The sequence below is a fragment of the Pseudomonas sp. TWI923 genome (assembly GCF_039673365.1).
Lineage (GTDB): Bacteria > Pseudomonadota > Gammaproteobacteria > Pseudomonadales > Pseudomonadaceae > Aquipseudomonas > Aquipseudomonas sichuanensis.
In genome coordinates, this window is the sequence record NZ_JBDJLM010000166.1 from 1 (window position 1) to 1,969 (window position 1,969).

The window sequence follows — 1,969 nt, forward strand, 5'->3', positions numbered from 1 at the left end:
GGGTTTGCCTTCTTTGCGGCCCTTCGCGGGGGCCACCCCCCCCCCCTCGTGCCCCCCCCGGGCGGGGGGGGGGGGGGCTTGCCCCGCGATAGGGCCAGAGGCATCAACGCTGGCATTTCGGGCAGAACACGCTCGCCCGCTGTCCCAGCGTCACCGTGCGCAATTCAGTGCCACACACCTTGCACGGCTGCCCACCGCGCCCGTAAACGAACAACTCCTGCTGGAAATACCCCGGCTGCCCGTCACCACCAATGAAATCGCGCAAGGTCGTGCCGCCTTGCTCGATCGCCGCCGCCAGCACCCGCTTGATCTCGATCGCCAGCCGCAGATAGCGCGCCCGGGAAATCCCGCCCGCCTCGCGGCGCGGGTCGATGCCGGCGGCGAACAACGCTTCGGTCGCATAGATGTTGCCCACCCCGACCACCACCGCGTTGTCCATGATGAACGGCTTGACCGCCATCGAGCGGCCACGGGAAAGCTGGAACAGCCGCTCGCCATCGAACAGGTCGGTCAAGGGCTCCGGGCCCAGGCGCAGCAGCAATTCGTGATTGAGCGGGTCGAGGCTCCAGAGCATGGCGCCGAAGCGCCGTGGGTCGGTGTAGCGCAGCATCAGCCCCGACTCCAGCTCGATGTCCACATGCTCGTGCTTGGCTGCCGGCAGGCCCAGCTCGACCAGGCGCAGGTTGCCCGACATGCCCAGGTGGCTGATCAGCGTGCCCACCTCGGCGTTGATCAACAGGTACTTGGCGCGGCGCTCGACGCTGACGATGCGCTGCCCCGACAGGCGCACGTCGAGGTCTTCCGGGATCGGCCAGCGCAGGCGCCGGTCACGCACCACAACACGGCTGACCCGCTGGCCCACCAGGTGCGGCGCAATACCGCGCCGGGTGGTTTCGACCTCTGGCAATTCCGGCATGGTTCAGCGCCCGCCCAGTTCGCGGATGTCCTGCTTGAGCTGCTCGAAGTCGTACTCCGACAGCCCGATGTATTCCAGCACCAGCGGGCCAACCATGCTCCACTCGTGGTCGACACTCTGATTGCCCAGCACACGGTACGAGGCGCAGATGTGCTCGGACATCTTCAGCACTGCCAGCAGGTTCTTCAGCTGGGTCTGGGCGTTGCGCGAGGACTCGTCGCGGAACACCGCCAGGGCGTTGTGGTGGTTGGCGATGGCGGCGCTGATGTGCTCCGGCAGGCGCCACGACTTGGCGGTGAAGTAGCCGACTACCGAGTGGTTGGTGTTGAACACGCGGTTCTCGGTGTCCACCACGCGGACTTCGTCATTGGCCTTGGCGTAGGACTCTTCCAGCACTTCCATGTAGTTGGGGAAGCGCTTGTGCATCAACGGCACGCCGCAGTCGTGGAACAGGCCCAGGGTGTAGGCCTCGTCCGCCGCCTGGATACCGGTGCGCTTGGCCAGGGTGAGGCAGGTCATGGCCACGTCCTGGGCGGTGTCCCAGAACGGGTTGAGGGTGACGATGGTCTCGTCGCTCATCTCGCCCTTGATCGACTGGGCGTTGATCAGGTTGATGATCGAGCGGCTGCCCAGCAGGTTCACCGCGCGCTGGATCGAGCCGATCTTGTTCGACAGGCCGAATTGCGCCGAATTGACCAGCTTGAGCAGGGCGCCGGCAAGGCCAGGGTCCTGGGAAATCAGCTTGGCAATGGTCTCCAGGTCCGGGTCGGGCATGTACTGCTCGAACTGCAGGTCGACCATGATCTGCGGCTGCGGCGGAATGGTGATGCCTTGCAAGGCTTGCTGGATCTGTTCGGCGGTAAGTTCCTGGGACATAAGTGCACACTCGCTGGGGACGGGGGATTCTAACCCTGTACGCCGGCAGGGCACCAATTAGTGGATCGTTGAGTTCAGGAATTTCTTTAGTCATTGCCTACACGGGCCTCATCGCCGGGCAGCCAGGTCCCACCGTGGGAGCCGGCGTGCCGGCGCGGAGGCCACCCCAGGGGAGCT

Annotated in this window: 2 protein-coding genes; both read right to left on the bottom strand. The window is 65.4% G+C overall.

Annotated elements, in window-relative coordinates:
• Positions 1 to 103: 103 nt before the first annotated feature.
• Positions 104 to 916, bottom strand: a complete 813-nt coding sequence (mutM, locus tag ABE459_RS25920; protein ID WP_153785508.1) for a bifunctional DNA-formamidopyrimidine glycosylase/DNA-(apurinic or apyrimidinic site) lyase — start codon at positions 914 to 916, stop codon at positions 104 to 106.
• 3 nt (positions 917 to 919) lie between these two features.
• Positions 920 to 1,738 carry an HDOD domain-containing protein gene (locus ABE459_RS25925; protein ID WP_189654581.1) on the bottom strand — a complete coding sequence of 273 codons (819 nt, stop codon included), beginning with the start codon at positions 1,736 to 1,738 and terminating at the stop codon, positions 920 to 922.
• Positions 1,739 to 1,969 lie beyond the last annotated feature (231 nt).